The following is a 16,970-nucleotide window of genomic DNA, read 5'->3' on the forward strand; positions in this document are numbered from 1 at the left end:
CAGTGTCCATGATGGTGCAATGGACACGATCTCCTCATGGCGCGCGTGGGCGGAGCAGATGTCGACCGGGCTGGCTTTGGTCGACGCGCAGTTGCGCGTGGTCTGGATCAATCCGGCGCTGGCGGAGTGGCTGGAGACGGGGCCGCGCAGTGCGGTGGGGCAGCCGCTGGGGTTGTTGCTGCATGAGCCGGACTGGCTGGCGCAGGTCACGCGCGCGGTGGGCGAGCAGCGGGCCATCCAATTGCGAGGGGTGACCCTGGTGCCGGGGCGTGGGCGTGGCGTACCGGCCGACATCAGCTTGCAGCCGCTGGACGAGCATCAATTGCTGCTGGAAGTGCATGCGTTGGCCGAGGCCTCGCCGGGTGCCTCGCCGCTGTCGGCGACGCTGCGCGGTTTCGCGCATGAGGTGAAGAACCCGCTTGCCGGTCTGCGTGGCGCCGCCCAGCTCCTGCAACGCCGCGTGGGAGACGAGGATCTGAAATCGCTGGCTGGACTGGTGATTGCCGAGGCCGACCGGCTCGCGTCGCTGGCGAATCGCCTGCTGCATCACGACGGCGCGCCGCATCTGGCGCCAGTGAATATCCATGAGCGGCTGGAGTGGCTGTGCGATCTACTACAGGCCGAGCCCGGGGCGCCGCAGTTACGCCATGACTACGACCCGAGCCTGCCGGATGTGATGGGCGACGCCGATCGCCTGCAACAGATCCTGCTCAATCTGGCCCGTAACGCGATCGAGGCCGGTGCGCGCATGTTGACCATGCGCACGCGCGTCGAGCACGGCCTGCGCGTGGGTGAGCGTGTGTTGCGCACCGCGTTGCGAGTGGATGTGATCGACGATGGCCCGGGTGTGCCGACCGCCCTGCGCGACACCTTGTTCGAACCGCTGGTCTCCGGTCGTGCCGATGGCAGCGGCCTGGGTCTGGCCCTGGCGCGTGAGATCGCCCGTGAGCATGGCGGCGAACTGCGCTTCGCTAGCCGGCCAGGGGAAACCGTGTTTTCGTTGTATCTGCCGCTGGAGCGACCGCATGAGCCATGAGATCTGGATCGCCGATGACGACCGCGGCGTGCGCTTCGTGTTGGCGGAGGCTCTACGCGATGCCGGCCTGCCGGTGCGCGAGTTCGGCGACGCGGCGTCGGTGCGCGAGGCCTTGCGCGAATCACGGCCGGCGCTGCTGCTCACCGACGTGCGGATGCCCGGCGAGGATGGCCTTGCGCTGTTGAATGAACTGAAAGCACAGGGCATCGGCCCGGTGATCGTGATGAGCGCGTTCACCGATGTGGCGACCACCGCCGCCGCTTATCGCGCCGGTGCGGCGGACTACCTGGCCAAGCCGTTCGACCTGGACCAGGCCGTGGCCGCGGTGCAGCGCGCGCTGGCGGATGCGCCGGGTGTCGCCGAGCCGGCCCCCGCGCCGCTGGCGTCCACGCATGCTTTGCTGGGTGAAAGCGCGGCGATGCGCGAGGTATTTCGTCTGATCGGCCGTGTCGCCGCGAGCGATCTCAATGTGCTGATTACCGGTGAGACAGGTACCGGCAAGGAACTGGTGGCGCGCGCGCTGCACGAGGAAAGCGCGCGTCGTGACCGACCTTTCGTCGCCTTGAACACGGCGGCGATTCCCAGCGAGTTGCTGGAGAGCGAATTGTTCGGCCATGAAGCCGGCGCATTCACCGGCGCTACGCGCCGTCACGCAGGCCGCTTCGAGCAGGCGGAAGGTGGCACGCTGTTTCTGGATGAGATCGGCGATATGCCGCTGGCCCTGCAGACACGTTTGCTGCGCGTGCTGGCGGGCGGCGAGTTTTACCGGGTAGGCGGGCGCGAGCTGATTCGCGGCAACGTGCGCATCGTGGCGGCTACCCATCAGGATTTGGATACGCGAGTGGCCGGGGGGCAGTTCCGCGCGGATCTCAAGCATCGCCTGGATGTGGTGCGCATCGAGTTGCCGCCGCTCAGGCAGCGACGCAGCGATATTCCAATGCTAGCGCAGCACTTTCTCACAGCGGCGGCGCAGGAATTGAAGCTGCCGCCGAAACGTTTCTCCAAAGCTGCGCTCAAGGCCGTCGCGCAGCGCGATTTCTCCGGCAATGTGCGCGAGCTGGAAAACTTGTGTCGTCGCCTCGCAGTAATCGCACCGGGTGCGGAAATCCTTCCGGCGGATCTCGGCGGCGCAGCCGCTGCACCCGCGCTCGGTGATTGGACCGACGCGCTGCGCGAATGGGCCACTCAGGCCCTGGCCGACGGTGAAGGCGATATCCACGATCGCGCGCGTGACGCGCTGGATCACACCTTGTTGCAGGCCGCGCTGGCCGTGCATGGTGGCCATCGGCAGCACGCGGCGGTAGCGCTCGGCGTGGGGCGCAATACGCTGACTCGGAAACTGGGTGCCTCGCGCACGCGCCGCCCTTCGAAATCCTGATCCTGGAGTGAGGCATGTCTTTGCTTGTACGAGCCGCGCAACGCGGCGATATCGCCAACATCGCGGCATGGAATGTGGCGATGGCGTGGGAGACCGAGCAGAAGCGGATTGATCCGGCGCTGCTGGAGCGAGGCGTGAGCGCGGTGTTCGACGAACCGCGCCGCGGGTTCTACATGGTGGCCGAGCGCGACGGCATGCCGGTGGGCTGCCTGCTGGTGACCTATGAGTGGAGCGACTGGCGCTGCGGCGACTTCTGGTGGATCCAGAGTGTATATGTCGTTGCGGAAGCGCGGCGTGGCGGTGTATTTCGCAGCATGTACGAAGCCGTGATGCAGCGCGCACAAGAGGCCAGGGCGGTCGGACTGCGCCTGTATGTGGAAACGGAGAACCAGCGTGCGCAAGGCACGTATGCCGGGCTGGGGATGGAGCGCTGCCACTACTTCATGTACGAGGCGATGCTGTAGGAGCGCACCCTGTGCGCGAAACGGCCCGCGAGGGCCGCGCCTTTGACGGAGTGATGATGAGCGCGGCCCTCGCGGGCCGTTTCGCGCACAGGGTGCGCTCCTACAAAAGCAGCGCGAACTCTTCTGCCGGCATTGGCGCGCCGTAAAGAAAGCCCTGTAGCAACGCGCATCCGGCCTCTCGCAGATACTCGGCCTGTTCCTCGGTTTCCACGCCCTCGGCTACCACGCTCATCTCCATGCTTTGCGCCATCGTAATGATGGCGTCGGCGATGGCGGCGCTGTCGGTGTCGGTGGCGATGTCGCGTACGAAGGTGCGCGGGATCTTGAGCACGTCGATGGGGAAGTGCTTCAGATACGACAGACTGCTGTAGCCCGTGCCGAAATCGTCCAGCGCCAGACTGATGCCGAGCTCCTTGATCCGGTGCATCAGCACGCGGCTATGGTCGCCGCCCGACATCACCATGCGTTCGGTCAGTTCCAGCTCGATCAGTCCGGGCGGCAGCGCGCTTTCATGCAGCAGGGTGCGCAGGGTTTCGTGGAAGCCGGGCTGCAGGAATTGCGGCGGCGCTACGTTCACCGCAATGGCGACGCTGCGTCCGGCGCGATGCCATTCGGCAGCCTGGCGGCAGGCTTCCTGCAATGCCCATTTGCCGAGCGGGCCGATCAGGCCGCTTTCCTCGGCGACCGGTACGAACTGATCGGGACGATAGACGTCGCGACCGTCCACCTGCCAGCGCAACAGCGCCTCGGCGCCGACCACGGTGCCGGTGCGCGCGTCGACTTTGGGTTGATAGTGCAGTTGCAGATCGCCGCGGCGCATCGCTTTGCGCAGGTCGCGCTCGATACGCAACTGTGCGGCAGGGCGCTCGGTCATTGAGGGGGCGAACAGACGATAGCTGTTGCGGCCCTGCATCTTCGCCTCGTACATCGCGGTGTCGGCGTGGCGGATCATGCTTTCCACGTCTTGTGCATCGTCGGGATACAGGCTGATGCCGGCGCTGAAACTCAGGGTGAACTCGGTCAGCTCCGTCGGCGGCTGTTCCTGCCAGCGCCGCATCAAGAGTTCGCAGATCTTGCCGGCCTCGGCGGCGCTGTCCACGTGGGGCAGTACCACCATGAACTCGTCGCCGGCGGTACGGCTGACGGTATTCTCGCTGCGCAGCAGATTGCGCAAGTGGTTGGCGAACAGGCGCAGCAGGTGATCGCCGGTCTTGTGCCCGAGCGTGTCGTTGATCTGCTTGAAGTGATCGATATTGATGAAGATCAGCGCGGCGCGTCCACGCCGCCGCCTCGCCGCTGTGACGACCTGCTCCAGCCGCGACTGCAGCAGGCTGCGGTTGGGCAGGCCGGTCAGCGTGTCGTGCTGCGCCATGTGCGCCATCTTCAGCACCAGCGCGCGGGTGGCGCTGACATCGTGGAATACCAGCACACCGCCGATCACGTTGCCGGCGTGGTCGTGGATCGAGGCGGCCGAATCCTCCACCGGTGTTTCGAAGCCATTGCGATGCACAAGCATTGCGTTGCCGCGGAGTTCGACGATGGTGTCGCGGGTGATCGCATCCAGCAGTGGGTTATGCATGGGGGCGCGGGATTCGCCGCTGATCAGTTGGAACACGTCGCTGATCGGCTGGCCCAGCGCCTCGCTGTGGCTCCAGCCGGTCATGGCCTCGGCGATGGGATTGAGCGAGGTGATGTTGAGCTGCAGGTCGGTGGTGATCACTGCATCGCCGATGGAGCGCAGCGTGACCTCGGCTAGTTCGCGCTCGCGGAACAGCGCTTCTTCGTAGGCCTTGCGCTGGCTGATGTCCTGGATCTGCGCGACGGCGTGGAATGGTGTGCCGTCCGGCGCGCGCACCAGCGACACACTGAGCTGCACGTGCACCACGTGGCCGTCGCGATGGAAGTAGCGCTTTTCAAGTTGATAGGAATCGCGATGGCCATCCATCAGTTCCATCGCCATGGCATGGCTCTTGGCGACGTCATCCGGATAGGTGATATCGCGGATATTGAGGGTGAGCAGCTCGTCCTCGCGATAGCCGAGCATGTGGCATAGCGCGGCATTGACGCGCAGCAGGCGCCCGTCCGGCGCTACCAGGCCCATGCCGATCGCCGCGTGCTGGAAGGCACCGTAGAAACGCTGCTCGCTTTCGCGCAGCCGTGTTTCCAGTGCGTGGCGCTCGGTGATGTCGATGAACACGGTGAATACACCGCGCACATGGCCGTCGCTATCGAAGTCGGGCTGGAAACTGCCATGCACATAGCAGCGCGCATCGCCGCTGAACATCTCGCCTTCATACACGGAGGGCGCGCCGCGCAGCGCCTGCTCCAGGCAGTTGCCCGCGCTTTGCAGGCTGGCTGCATCGAGCACTTCAGCAACGAGCCGGCCGACGATGCGCTCGGGGCGCACCCCAAACCAGCTCTGGTGCGCGGCATTGGCGAAGCGGAAACGCTGGTCGCAATCGATATAGGTGATCAGCGCCGGTGCGCCGTGAATGACGTGCGCCGGCCAGTCGGTATCGGGCGATGCCGGCCGTGGCTGGTGATCGGTTTCGATCTGCTGCATCGTCATACCGCCCTGGTCGCTTCCATAGGACGCTAAGGGCGCATCATGCGCTAACTTACGATGGCTGGGCAGTGGGTGAGGCGTACACGGCCGAAGCTATTTCGATGGCTGTGTCAGCCTGGCGACAGACTTAGTGAAGAGCGTGCGAAGGCGCGGCCAGATGGCCGTCCGTATCCAGCACGATACGGCCCAGCGCATGCAGCTCGGCGGGGATATCGCAGCGCTCGGCCAGCGCCGTCACCAGCGGACCCAAGGCCTTGGAATGCAACGGATAACCGTGCGCCAGCACGCGGGCACGGCCGCCTTCGCCACGCTGGGCGAGAGTGACGGCGACCACGCCAAGGCCGGGCGCCTCGTGAGCGTACAGGGCAGGCGCGCCGTAGGCGGGTTCGAGTGTGCCGAGCACTTCCAGTAGATAGCCATGTTCCGCGGCGGTCGCGCTGGCCTGTTCCGACTGCAGGCTCAAGGGCAGGTGGTGCGCGTCCAGCAGGGCTGCGTACTGGCGCAGCTCGAACAGAATGCCGGCCAGGTCGTGGGCGCGCTGGGCGGGGTCGCTGGACTGGGCGCGCAGCCAGTCGGCCGGCGATTGCACGATGATCTTGCCTTCCGCATAGCGCAGGGCCAGGCCGCGGGCGCTCAACGCGGTTTCCTCGCGGTACGGCGTGAGCAGCGCGGCTTCGAGCAGTGTCCACAGGGCGGCTAGATTGACGTGCTCGTACTGCACACAGGTCATCGCCAGCAGGTCGTTGCGGCTCAGATAGCGCACATGTTCGAGACGCACGCCGAGGGTGCGCATCAGCCAGTCAGCGGTGCGTGCGCCAGCTTCGCCGCGGCCGACCAGTTCCACCTCGAGTTGCTCGGACAGCTCGGCGGCCAGTGCTTCCGGCGCCAGCAGGCTGAGCGGCAGCAGGCGCATCGGGCCATCCGCATAAGTGGCTTCCGGTTCCAGCGGCTGGGCTGGCATGTGGCCTTCATGCGTGCCGAAGGCGACCACGTTATCCAGATGGCCGCGCGGTACGCGCCGGGCCAGTTCGTCGAGGGTGGCCCATACCGGAAAGCCGGGGCGCAGCAATTCCACCGTATCGAACAGCGCGCCGGCCACAGCCAGGCGGGCCTGGTCGACCTGTGGCACCAGGCCGTGCAGGTCGGCCGCCATTAGGGCGGCCAGTTCGGCGGCTTCGTCGCGGCTCAGAGTGATGCGCGCTGGTGTTTCGCCGGACGAGAGTTCAAGTGCCAGCACGATGGGCAGGGCGACCAGCGATTGAGCTTCCACGTGAGCAAACCCGAACGGTAAAGAACCGGAAGTCTAACATTCGGCATTTCGGGGTTTCGCCGCATGGCGGGGCGCGTTAGCCTTGACGGCTCAAGCCCGGTTGGATCCCCAAAGACATGGAAAACACCCAGAAGCGCGTCGGTGTGATCGGTGGCGTACGCATCCCGTTCTGCCGCAACAACACCGCGTATGCCGACGTCGGCAATTTCGGCATGTCGGTCAAGGTGCTGGGCTCCCTGGTCGAACGCTTCCGCCTGCATGGCGAGGAGTTGGGCGAGGTGGCGATGGGTGCGGTGATCAAGCACTCCTCGGAGTGGAACCTGGCGCGCGAGGCGGTGCTTTCCTCGGGTCTGGCGCCGACCACGCCGGGCATTACCACGGCGCGTGCCTGCGGCACCTCCCTGGATAACGCCATCATCATCGCCAACAAGATCGCCACCGGGCAGATCGAAGCGGGCATTGCCGGCGGCTCTGATACCACCAGCGACGTACCGATCGTGCTGGGTGAGCGTTTCCGCAAGCGCCTGCTGGCGATCAACCGCGCCAAGGGCTGGCAGGACAAGATGGCCGCCTTCACCCGCGGCTTCTCCTTCAAGGAACTCAAGCCGGCGTTTCCGGGCGTGGCCGAGCCGCGTACCGGCATGTCGATGGGCGACCACTGCGAGAAGATGGCCAAGGAGTGGCACATCGGCCGCCAGGCGCAGGATCAGCTGGCGCTGGATAGCCATCTCAAGCTGGCCGCGGCCTACGAGGCTGGTTTCTTCGACGATCTGGTGGTGCCGTTCCGCGGCCTGAAGCGCGATGGCTTCCTGCGACCGGATTCCACCCTGGAAAAGCTCGCCACGCTGAAGCCGGCGTTCGACAAGATCTCCGGCCACGGCACGCTTACCGCGGGCAACTCCACCGGCCTGTCCGATGGTGCCGCCGCAGTGCTGTTGGCCAGCGACGAGTGGGCAGCCAAGCGCGGCTTGAAGGTGCAGGCGTATTTCCGTGATGCCGAAGTGGCCGCGGTGGATTTCGTGCATGGCGAAGGCTTGCTGATGGCGCCGACCATTGCGGTGCCGCGCATGCTGGATCGCCATGGCCTCACGCTGCAGGATTTCGACTTCTACGAGATTCATGAAGCCTTTGCCGCGCAGGTGCTGTGCACTCTGCGCGCGTGGGAGAGCGAGGACTACTGCAAGAACCGCCTGGGCCGCGACAAGCCGCTGGGCAGCATCGATCCAGCCAAGCTCAACATCCATGGCTCCAGTCTGGCGGCGGGCCATCCCTTTGCCGCCACCGGTGCGCGCATCGTCGCCACGCTGGCCAAGATGCTGGAGCAGAAGGGTTCGGGCCGCGGTCTGATTTCGATCTGCACCGCAGGCGGCATGGGTGTCACCGCCATCCTCGAACGGCCGTAATCTACGGCCGTCCGGACTCTCGAATCCCCTTATGTTCCGTCTGCGCACCACGACCGGCCTGAGCTTGCTCGCGCTGGCAGTGGGCGTGGCGGGCACCTTCTGGCTCAGTGAGCAGACGGCGAATTGGGCCGGACCGGTGCGACGTGTTGTGCATGCCGCGCGCGTGCACAACACCGAACCGGCAAAGCGACGCGTGACATGGTCTGCGCGCCCGCCGGTGCCGCGAGTGGCGCACCTGCCGCCGATCGAAAACGCCCAGGCCGCCACTGTGCCGGTGGAAAGCGCGACCGTTGCGCTTACCCCCATTGAGATGCCCGCCGCATCCGCAGACTTTTTCAGTCGGCGCGTGGCGCGCGCTGGCCGCGTGTTGTTGAGTCTTAGCGTCGACGGCCAGGGCCGGGTGATTCATGCCGGCGTGGGCGAATCCAGCGGCAATCCCCAACTGGACGATGAGGCCGTGCGCACCGTGCAGCATTGGCGTTTTGCTGTGCCCGCCGGTCACCCCGATGGCGTCAGCGGCACGCTTCCGATGCGCTTCGATGCGAATGACGGAGCGTCGAGCGGCTCCTGATCCTGCTTGTCTAGAGAATGCCGTTAGCGCCGGAACCGAACGCGGTGATCAGGCGCGTATAGACCAGTTTGGACGAGATGGCGACGTCGGGGAAATCGCCGACGGGCGTGTAGCAGCTGAAGAAATTCGGGTCGCTCGGCCGCATCGGCGTACAGCCGGTGTTGAGTTCATAGCTGGTGGCGTAGCGGTAAGGCCAGAAGTCGAATAGCGGCAGTGAGGCAGAGATATCGCCGATGGCCGCATTGAGATCGGACAGCAGCGGGATGGAGCGCTGGCGCGGGGCGACGACCCAGGCGTTCTCCGGCTGGGTCTCGCGCATGATGGCGTCGCGCAGCTGCTGGGCGAAGTCGGCGTCATAGACGATCACGCCGGCTTCGGTGTTGTAGTGGTCCGAACGCGGATCGAAGTTGTGCGAGCCGACCATGGCGAAGCTGTCGTCGACCACGATCGACTTGGCATGCAGCCCGAAGCGGCGTCCCGCGCTGACCAGCGGTGCGGGGCGGTTGCGTTTGCCGCCACGGCGGATGCTCAGCGAGCTGCGGGTTTCGGTGCCGACGATGCGCTTGGCGTTGACGGGTTTATGTTCGATGGTCGGGCCGTCATCCGCGCTGGCGAAGGCGTTGTCTTCGGCGGGGCCGGCGGCGTGCGGTTTCATCTCGTAGATTTCGAAACCGTAGTTCTTGAGATAGCGCTTGCGATGTTTGTAGGAGAGCGCATACACCGCGAAGGCATCGGTCGAAGCGAGTGAGTTGGTCGAGACCACGATGCGTGGCGGTGCTTCCTGCTTATGCAGGCGTTCGAAAATCCGGCGGGCACGCTTGCTCATCACCAGGTAAGGCGTCTGCAGCACCACTTCCTGTTTGGCGGAGCCGACCATGCGCATCACGTGGGCGGTGAACTCGCGCGCGTCGCGCTTCTGCGGCTGGGCCGTTTTCGCCGGAAGATCGCTGAAGAATTCGACGCGGGAAGTGCGCAGGCTGTCCGACACCAGATTTTCGTCGAGCCACTCGGCATCGTCGGCCTCTTCCTGTACGCGGGCAACGCGTTCGGGATGGGTATACGTCGGTGTCGGCCACGGTTGCGCGGGGGTGGACAACAACAGGCGGTTGACGTCGCGAAGATGGGTCAGCCGTACCGCGCGCTTGTGTTTCCAGAACAGCTCGAAGCTCGCACCCATCGCCTGCGCGGCGGGGCCGCCGACCATCACGTCGCGGTCGACGTAGTCGAAATCGTTGTCCCAGTCGAAGTAGCGATCCTGGTAATTGCGTCCGCCGGTGATGCCGATGCGGTTGTCCACCAGCAGCACCTTGTTGTGCATGCGCTGGTTGAATTTGAAGAAGCAGCACACGATGCCGGCGGCGAATTCTACCGGCGAGGTTTGCGCTTCGTGGAAGGTGGGGTTGTACAGCCGCACTTCCAGGTTGGTGTGCGCGCGGGCGATGCGGTCCAGCCAGGTGGCATCGTTGAAGGAGAACAGCTGGTCGGCCAGGACGCGCACCTTGACGCCGCGCCGCGCGGCCTTGACCAGTTCGTCGAGAATCAGCTGGCCGGCATCGTCCTGGTCCCAGATGTAGGTCTGCACATCGATCGACTGTCGCGCTGCGCGGATGAGGTTGATCCGCGCCACCATCGCGGCCTCGCTGTCGCTCAACAGGGTGACGACATGGACTGGCTGGGTTTCGGTGGAATCGGCCAGCGCCTTGGTGGCGGCGTCCATCAAGGGCGAATCCTGTGCGCAATGATCGTCGCCGGTGCAGCTGAGCTGACGGTCGGTCTGCGCGGCCACCACCGCATCCGCGCGGCGGATGTTGGCTTTGGACACCGTGCAGCCCGGCAACAAGGCCGTGGCAAGCAGGAGAAGGAGAACCCACGAACAGCGTAATGACATGGTGCGATGATACGGAGCGTTTGTGTATTTCGTCCCGCATCGGTGGATGCTTGAAACGGCGGCGGTCCAGCCGCGATTCATGGCCGGGCGTAATCGATCGCGATCAGCAGGCCCAACGAAACTTGGTCGGACAAGGCGGTGCGGTGACCGGTCATGCCGAAGTCGCTGCGCTGGACGGTGCCGCGCAGTTCAATCTTGCATTGCTGGGGTGCGTCGAGCGGGCAGTGCGAAGGCAGCAGCTCGAAATGCGCGGGACGGGTGACGCCGCGCATGGTCAGCGCACCGAACAACTCGCCGCCTTGTTGCAGGGAACGGAGTGGTACCGGCTCGGAGACAAAATGGATGGCCGGGTAGTGTTGGAGATCGAAAAACTCCGGTGCCAATACCCAGCGGCGGAAGCGATCCGAATCCATGCGGATGCTGTCTACCGCGATGCGCGCGTCCACCAGCGCCATGTCGTGCTGCGCGCTGAGAGTGACTTCGCCGTCGATGCGTTCGAAGCGTCCTTCGACCTGACTCAGCCACAGCAATCGCACGCCGAAATCGGCGTACGAGCGCAACGGGTCGATGCGGTAGTCAGCGGCATGGAGCAGGGAGGTCGCGAGCAGGCAGGGAGTTAGCAGCCATCCCGTAAAGCGGAACCTCACGGCGACCAGAAGGCGTCCAGGCGGGCATGGCCCGGTTCCAGCGAATCGTCTTTGCCTTCCAGGTGCAGCACGGCGATGCCGGCCGGCGGCATGCCGCGGAATTCGTCCGAGCGACCCTCGACGAGCAGGGCCACCAATCGTTCGATGCCGGGGTTATGGCCGACCAGCATGACTTTTTCTGCGTCGGCATGCTGGTCGAGCAGGGCAAGCAGTTCGCCGGGCGTGGCGTCGTAGATTTCATCGGCAAGCTGGATCGCCGGGGTTTTCTGCATGCAGCCCAGCGCGAGTTCGGCGGTGGCGCGGGTACGCGCCGAGGGCGAACACAGCACCCGCACCGGATGCTTGCCGTGTTTGGACAGCCATTCGCCGGCCGCCCGCGCCTCCTGTTCGCCGCGCCCGCTCAGGCGCCGGCCCTGATCGTCTCCTCCTGCCTGGGCAGGTTGGGCTTCGGCGTGACGCAACAGGATCAGCTCATGCATGGAAAGACTCCGTCCGGCGGGTGCGCTTCAAGGTGGTTCACTGTTGGCGCTTGATCCAGCGCAGGAGCTGTTTCCAGTCTTCCTGGTGGTTGCGCACGTTTTCGGAGGCGTAATCGAAGATGCCTTTGCCCAGCGCGGTCAGCAGCACATAGGCCTGGCTGTCGCGAAGCTGGGCGACCAGCGGGAACGGCGAATGGCCGGCCAGCTGCTCCATCGCATCCTGGCTGGCGCGGGTCCACGGCTTGAGCCGGTTGCCGACTACGCCCACCGGCAGCTTGCCGCGCTTCACGCGGGGGATCTGCTGCAGGTGATGCAGGAAGTCCAGGGTGGCGTCCATGTCGAACGGCGACGGCAGGGCCGGCACCAACAGGACGTCAGCTTTTTCGATATACGGTTCAAGTTCGCGTTCGTGCGAGCCGGCGGGGGTATCGATCAGGACCCGCTGGGTGTCCGCCGGAATCTTTTCCAGGGATTTGCGCCCGCCCTCCAGCGCCAGTACGCCTGGTACGTTGTCGGCGCGGCGCGCCGCCCAACGAAAGCTGGAGCCTTGCCGGTCGGCATCCACGATAGCCGTGTGCTTGCCGTCCTGCGCCCAGTGCGAAGCCAGCTGGGTGACCAGCGTGCTCTTGCCGCAACCGCCTTTGCTGCTTGCTACCAGCACCGTCAGCATGCGCCGCCCCTGTGTTCAAGGTGGGGCCAAGAGTACACAGGGATGGGGAAAGTGGGAACCGGACGGGTTCGCTTATCCGGCCTTCTGCGGTTGCCAGTCCGCCGGCGCATCCACCGGGATGTTGTAGTCGCGCAATGCGGCCAGCACGAGGCTCATCTCGGTGCCGCCGCTGCGGGCCAGCGCCAGCAGGTGCTGAGCGAGGGCGGTATCACCCTGCGCGCGGGCGGACAGCTGGGCAAAGTTCTGCACCTGCCAGATCAGGTTGCGGCGGGCGCTCTTGGCGGCTTCCTGCTGCGCCGGATCGCTAGCCAGTACTTCGCGCAGATGCAGGCCGAGCGAGCGGGCGAGCGGGCTGGAACTCCAGTCGAGGATGCCGGCGAGTTTGAGGCAGTCGTCCTTCAGGGCCTGATCGTCGCCGGCGTTTTCGCACAGGCGCGCGGTGGCCTGCAGACCGGGTTGCGGCTGGGTCGACGCCAGGCCGAACACCAACATCACTTGCACGCCGGTGGCCCCGGTGGGCGACAACGGGTTGATGATCGACGGCGGGGGCGGCAGCACACTGACGTTGGTGGCCAGCGCTTTCAGGCTGATGCCGGTGTAGTCGTCATAAAGCTTGGCGGCGGCGGCCTTGGCCAGGTCCTCGCGGGTGGCGTCCTTCTTGCCGTCGCGACCGTCCAGGCCGAGTTTGAGCAGCCAGACTGCGGCGTTGTCCGGCGCCTGTTCCACCAGTTTGGCCATCGCCTCGGTGTTGGGGCAGGCGTCGGCCTTGGCATCGCAGTCGCTGAGGCGGGTCCAGTTGACGGCCGGGATGGCGTCGTCGGTCTGCGCGGCGCGCTCGATCAGACTATGGAAATCGTTGTATTTCGGCTGATTCTGCAGCGGGCGGGCAAGCAGGGCCGCGCCCAGCAGCGGCAGCGCGTTCGCCCGTGGCGCCAGCACGCTGACCAGGTCACGCTGGAAGGCAAGCAGGGCCTGGTTTTGTGCGGTATCGGCGGGCTTGGATGCGTGGCCGGCCTTGGCGTCCGGTTTGGCCGGCGACTTGGCGGCGAGGGCAGGGGTAATCGTCAGCACGCTGGCGAGGGCCAGGGCGAGGCAGCGCCATCCGCGCATGGTGTTCTCCATCCGGAACAAAGCGGGGAGGATACTGGTTGCGCATTAAGCCTGCCTGATCCATGGGTTCTGTCAGGCGGGCACGATGGCCATAGCTTGTTAGCATGGTCGCTTCCCGGCGCCGCCTTGGCGCCTGCGCTCCCGCCCCCTGCGCCACACAGGAGATAACACGTGGATCAGCTTTCGATAATCGCCGACGGCAGGGCACCCTGGTTTGTCGGCTGGGGCACCCTGGCATTGATCAATGCCGGTCTGGCTCAGGGCAAGAACCGCAGCGGGCTGGTGTGGTTTTTGATCTCGCTGTTGCTGGGGCCGATCGCCACGCTGGTGCTGGTGGTGTTGCCCAAGGTGCGCTCGACCCTGTTCTGACATGTAGGAGCCCACCCTGTGGGCGACGGGTGTCTCAACACCGTCGACCACAGGGTGGGCTCCTACTGGGGCGAATTATTCGCCCAGCGCTTCGCGCATGAATTCCGGCTGTGCCAGCGCGCCCTTGTGGATCTCAGCGTTGTAGTAGCGCGTAGCGAAGTTCTTGCTGATCGCGCCGCGCTCGCGGAAGCCGGCCAGGTCGCCACCCTTGCGAGCCATGGTGCAGCTCCACCAGCCGGTGGGGTAGCACGGCTGCGGGAACGGCAGCGTCTTGACCGCGTTGAAGCCGGCGGTGCGCATCGCCGAGCGCATCGACTTGATCAGTTCGATATGGGCCAGCGGCGATTCGCTCTGCTGCACCAGGATGCCGCCGTGGCGCAGGGCCTTGAAGCAGCTTGCGTAGAAGGCGGCATTGAACAGGCCTTCGGCAGGGCCGACCGGATCGGTCGAATCCACGATGATCAGGTCCAGCGATTCCGGCTCGGCCTCTGCCATGTACTTGATGCCATCGATAAACAGCAGCTCGGCGCGCGGGTCGTGGTTGGAATCGCACAGTTCCGGGAAGTACTGCTCGGCGAGGCGGGTGACGCGCTCATCGATTTCCACCTGCACGGCGGATTCCACTTCCTCATGCTTGAGCACTTCACGCAGCGTGCCGCAGTCGCCGCCGCCGATGACCACCACGCGTTTGGCGCGCGCATGGGTGAACAGCGCCGGATGGGTCATCATCTCGTGATAGAGGAAGTTGTCGCGGGTGGTCAGCATCACGCAGCCGTCGATCACCATCAGGTTGCCCCAATCGGTGGTCTGGTAGATCTCGATGGTCTGGAACGGGGTTTTTTCGGCATGAAGCAGCTTCTCCACGCGGTAACCGATGGAGGAGCCGGAAGCCTGGTGAGCTTCGGTGAACCAGCTGAGCTGCGACATGGCGGATGTTCCTGACGACGCGTAAGTGTGGGTAAAGAACGGCAATTGTAGCCGCTTCGGGCGCGACCGTGCCGGGGCCCGATGCCGCACATCGTCACATTGCCCTATTACAATGCGCACCTGACTCCGCCGCGCCTGCGGCCCGCGGGGTTGGCAAGTCCGTTCCGGCCCCGCGGCGTGCGAGGCTTCCGGCTGGGGCGGATTCGTTCTTCGTCAAGGCTCGCCGCTGCGACGACATGACCCCCGGATGTCACACATCCGCTGTAGAAGGAAAACCCTGTCCATGTCGAAGCACTGGAACATCGAGGCTGCCCGCCACACCTACGCCGTCCCGCACTGGGGCGACGGCTATGTGGACGTGGACGCGAATGGCCACATCCTGATGCGCCCGCGTGGCGCCAACGGTCCGAGCCTGTCCCTGCCCGAGATTGTCGATCGCGCCCGCGCTGAAGGTTTGCGCCTGCCGTTGCTCGTGCGCTTCCCCGACATCCTGGCCGATCGCCTGGCGCGCCTGCAGGGCGCTTTCGCCAAGGCGATTGATGAGTGGAACTATGCAGGCGGCTATACGGCCGTCTATCCGATCAAGGTCAACCAGCAGCGCGGCGTGGCCGGCGAGCTGGTGGCGGCCGGCGAACATGGCTTTGGTCTGGAGGCCGGTTCCAAGCCGGAGCTGATGGCGGTGCTGGCGATGGCGCGGCCGGGTTCGATCGTGATCTGCAATGGCTACAAAGATCGCGAGTACGTCCGTCTCGCACTGATCGGCCTCAAGCTCGGTTTGCGCGTGCACATCGTGATCGAGAAGCTCTCCGAGCTGGATCATGTCTTCAGTGAGGCCAAGGCCCTGGGCGTGGAGCCGTTGCTCGGCGTGCGCGTGCGCCTTGCCTCCATCGGCGCCGGCAAGTGGCAGAACACCGGTGGCGACAAGGGCAAGTTCGGTTTGTCGCCGAACCAGGTGCTCACGCTGATCCGTCGTCTGGATGAGGCCGGTCTCAAGCACACGTTGAAGCTGCAGCATTTCCATATGGGCTCGCAGATTTCCAATGTGCGCGACATCGCCTCCGGCATGCGCGAAGCCACGCGTTACTTCGTCGAGCTGCGCCAGATGGGCGTGCCGCTGGAGATCGTCGACGTCGGTGGCGGCCTGGGCGTGGACTACGAAGGCTCGCGCTCGCGCAGCCATAACTCGATCAACTACTCGATGGAGCAGTACGCCGCGACCATCGTGCAGTCGCTGGCCGAAGCCGTGGCCGAGGAAGGCCTGGCCGCGCCGCACATCATCACCGAGGCCGGCCGCGCGATGACCGCGCACCATGCCGTGATGGTGGTCAACGTCACCGAGGTGGAAGAAGTGCCGGCCGGCACGATCCCGTCGATGCGCGAAGACGAACCCGCCGTACTGCGTCGCCTGCGCGAAACCTATGACGAGCTGGATCGGCGCCCCGCATTGGAGCTGTTCCACGAAGCCCAGCACCACCTTGCCGAAGGCCAGACCTTGTACGCGCTGGGCCAGTTGGCGCTCGCCGATCGCGCCCAACTGGACGAGATGTACTACGCCATCGCCAATGCCGTACGCACCCGCTTGCTGCCGGCCGAGCGTTCGCATCGCCAGGCGCTGGACGAGCTAGACGAGAAGTTGGTGGACAAATACTTCGTCAACTTCTCGGTGTTCGAGTCGGTGCCGGATATCTGGGCCATCGAGCAGATTTTCCCGATCGCGCCGATCGCGCGCTTGAACGAAGCCCCGACGCGCCGTGGCGTGATCGTCGATCTCACCTGCGACTCCGACGGTCGCATCGATCACTACGTGGATGCCGAAGGCGTGGACGTCAGCCTGCCGCTGCATGCGCTCAACGAGGGCGAGAGCTATCGCCTGGGCATCTTCATGGTTGGCGCGTATCAGGAAACGCTGGGCGACATCCACAACCTGTTCGGCGACACCGACGCGGTGAACGTGCGCGCGGATGGCGATTCGTATGTCTTTGCGCATCGCCGTCGCGGTGACACCACTGATCTGATGCTCGACTACGTTGGCTACGACCTTGAAGCGCTGCGCCAGAGCTATCGCGAACGCATCGCCGCCGCCGGCGTGCAGGGCGAACAGGCCGAGCAATTGTTTGTAACGTTGAATGAAGGTTTGACCGGATATACCTATTTGTCGGAAGGCGTCCGCTAAGCCCGTAGGAGCGCACCTT

15 protein-coding genes are annotated in these 16,970 nt (G+C 65.2%); 7 read left to right on the forward strand and 8 right to left on the reverse strand.

Annotated features, from left to right (window positions below):
• Positions 1 to 19 precede the first annotated feature (19 nt).
• From ISS97_RS00840 to ISS97_RS00850, 3 genes are read left to right on the forward strand one after another with little or no spacing between them, the layout of a single operon-like run.
• On the forward strand, positions 20 to 1,036 hold the full coding sequence (locus tag ISS97_RS00840; RefSeq protein ID WP_379987264.1) for a two-component system sensor histidine kinase NtrB: 1,017 nt from the start codon (positions 20 to 22) through the stop codon (positions 1,034 to 1,036).
• A complete protein-coding gene (ntrC, locus tag ISS97_RS00845) occupies positions 1,026 to 2,414 on the forward strand; it encodes a nitrogen regulation protein NR(I) (RefSeq protein ID WP_379987263.1) in 1,389 nt (462 codons plus the stop codon). Before ISS97_RS00840 ends, ntrC begins: the two co-directional genes overlap by 11 nt.
• Positions 2,415 to 2,428: 14 nt before the next feature.
• Complete coding sequence (locus ISS97_RS00850; RefSeq protein ID WP_379987262.1) at positions 2,429 to 2,878, forward strand: GNAT family N-acetyltransferase; 450 nt, start codon at positions 2,429 to 2,431, stop codon at positions 2,876 to 2,878.
• 100 nt (positions 2,879 to 2,978) lie between these two features.
• On the opposite strand, the gene ISS97_RS00855 is transcribed toward ISS97_RS00850, so the two are convergent.
• Together ISS97_RS00855 and ISS97_RS00860 are read right to left on the reverse strand one after the other, a co-directional pair.
• A complete protein-coding gene (locus tag ISS97_RS00855) occupies positions 2,979 to 5,441 on the reverse strand; it encodes a sensor domain-containing protein (RefSeq protein ID WP_379987261.1) in 2,463 nt (820 codons plus the stop codon).
• A 130-nt stretch (positions 5,442 to 5,571) separates the two neighbouring features.
• Positions 5,572 to 6,714, reverse strand: a complete 1,143-nt coding sequence (locus ISS97_RS00860) for a hypothetical protein (protein WP_379987260.1) — start codon at positions 6,712 to 6,714, stop codon at positions 5,572 to 5,574.
• A gap of 116 nt (positions 6,715 to 6,830) precedes the next feature.
• Here ISS97_RS00860 and ISS97_RS00865 point away from each other — a divergent pair, with 116 nt between their 5' ends.
• Both ISS97_RS00865 and ISS97_RS00870 read left to right on the forward strand, forming a co-directional pair.
• Positions 6,831 to 8,117: an acetyl-CoA C-acetyltransferase gene (locus ISS97_RS00865; RefSeq protein WP_379987259.1), complete on the forward strand. Its 1,287-nt coding sequence runs from the start codon at positions 6,831 to 6,833 to the stop codon at positions 8,115 to 8,117.
• A 31-nt stretch (positions 8,118 to 8,148) separates the two neighbouring features.
• A complete protein-coding gene (locus ISS97_RS00870; RefSeq protein ID WP_379987258.1) occupies positions 8,149 to 8,688 on the forward strand; it encodes an energy transducer TonB family protein in 540 nt (179 codons plus the stop codon).
• Positions 8,689 to 8,698: 10 nt separating this feature from the next.
• Here ISS97_RS00870 and ISS97_RS00875 read toward each other — a convergent pair whose 3' ends face one another.
• The 5 genes from ISS97_RS00875 to ISS97_RS00895 form a co-directional block, all read right to left on the reverse strand.
• Positions 8,699 to 10,576: a phospholipase D-like domain-containing protein gene (locus ISS97_RS00875; protein ID WP_379987257.1), complete on the reverse strand. Its 1,878-nt coding sequence runs from the start codon at positions 10,574 to 10,576 to the stop codon at positions 8,699 to 8,701.
• 77 nt (positions 10,577 to 10,653) lie between these two features.
• Positions 10,654 to 11,223 carry a YceI family protein gene (locus ISS97_RS00880; RefSeq protein ID WP_379987256.1) on the reverse strand — a complete coding sequence of 190 codons (570 nt, stop codon included), beginning with the start codon at positions 11,221 to 11,223 and terminating at the stop codon, positions 10,654 to 10,656.
• Complete coding sequence (locus tag ISS97_RS00885; RefSeq protein ID WP_379987255.1) at positions 11,220 to 11,702, reverse strand: SixA phosphatase family protein; 483 nt, start codon at positions 11,700 to 11,702, stop codon at positions 11,220 to 11,222. The genes ISS97_RS00880 and ISS97_RS00885 overlap by 4 nt, the downstream gene beginning before the upstream one ends.
• Before the next feature lie 37 nt (positions 11,703 to 11,739).
• Positions 11,740 to 12,372 carry a nucleotide-binding protein gene (locus tag ISS97_RS00890; RefSeq protein ID WP_379987254.1) on the reverse strand — a complete coding sequence of 211 codons (633 nt, stop codon included), beginning with the start codon at positions 12,370 to 12,372 and terminating at the stop codon, positions 11,740 to 11,742.
• Between the two features lie 72 nt (positions 12,373 to 12,444).
• The gene (locus ISS97_RS00895) at positions 12,445 to 13,482 is read right to left on the reverse strand and encodes a hypothetical protein (protein WP_379987253.1); all 1,038 of its coding nucleotides are present in this window, start codon (positions 13,480 to 13,482) and stop codon (positions 12,445 to 12,447) included.
• Positions 13,483 to 13,653: 171 nt separating this feature from the next.
• Here ISS97_RS00895 and ISS97_RS00900 point away from each other — a divergent pair, with 171 nt between their 5' ends.
• Positions 13,654 to 13,851, forward strand: coding sequence for an antitermination protein NusB (locus ISS97_RS00900; RefSeq protein WP_379987252.1), 198 nt, complete (start codon positions 13,654 to 13,656; stop codon positions 13,849 to 13,851).
• Between the two features lie 75 nt (positions 13,852 to 13,926).
• Here ISS97_RS00900 and speE read toward each other — a convergent pair whose 3' ends face one another.
• Positions 13,927 to 14,778 (reverse strand): polyamine aminopropyltransferase, encoded by an 852-nt coding sequence (gene speE / locus ISS97_RS00905; protein WP_379987251.1) that lies wholly within the window; start codon positions 14,776 to 14,778, stop codon positions 13,927 to 13,929.
• Between the two features lie 283 nt (positions 14,779 to 15,061).
• Between speE and speA the strand changes: the two genes are divergently transcribed.
• Positions 15,062 to 16,951: a biosynthetic arginine decarboxylase gene (speA, locus tag ISS97_RS00910; protein WP_379987250.1), complete on the forward strand. Its 1,890-nt coding sequence runs from the start codon at positions 15,062 to 15,064 to the stop codon at positions 16,949 to 16,951.
• The last annotated feature ends 19 nt before the right edge of the window (positions 16,952 to 16,970 follow it).

The organism is Dyella koreensis (assembly GCF_044904565.1).
In the GTDB taxonomy this organism is placed as follows: Bacteria; Pseudomonadota; Gammaproteobacteria; order Xanthomonadales; family Rhodanobacteraceae; genus Dyella_D; species Dyella_D koreensis.